The organism is Parendozoicomonas verongulae, assembly GCF_009711465.1.
GTDB lineage: Bacteria > Pseudomonadota > Gammaproteobacteria > Pseudomonadales > Endozoicomonadaceae > Sansalvadorimonas > Sansalvadorimonas verongulae.
Window position 1 is genome coordinate 2,342 of the sequence record NZ_SMME01000762.1, and the last position, 359, is coordinate 2,700.

General features: G+C 52.4%; 1 protein-coding gene. It reads right to left on the reverse strand.

Annotation, left to right across the window (positions count from 1 at the left end; translation table 11 throughout):
• Positions 1–126: 126 nt before the first annotated feature.
• The coding region (locus E1189_RS25255; RefSeq protein ID WP_230460196.1) for a hypothetical protein at positions 127–359 on the reverse strand (233 nt) is incomplete at its 5' end.

The following is a 359-nucleotide window of genomic DNA, read 5'->3' on the forward strand; positions in this document are numbered from 1 at the left end:
ATGGCATGTGTAACAAGCGTTTTGTCCAAGCCAGTCATCTCACCACCCATAAACGCGTCCACACAGGGGACAGACCGTTTGTCTGTGACCTTGACGGATGCAACAAGTCTTTCACCTCATCCCACCTCACCAGGCACAAACGCACCCACACAAGGGAGAAATCTTACCAGGCACAAACGCGCCCACACAGGGGACAGGCCCTTTGTCTGTGATCAGGACGGATGCAACAAAACGTTTACTACATCCAGTAATCTCAACGACCACAAGCGCACTCACACAGGGGACAGGCGCTTTGTCTGTGACCTGGATGGATGCAACAAAGCGTTTATTACATCCAGCAATCTCACCGCCCACAAGCG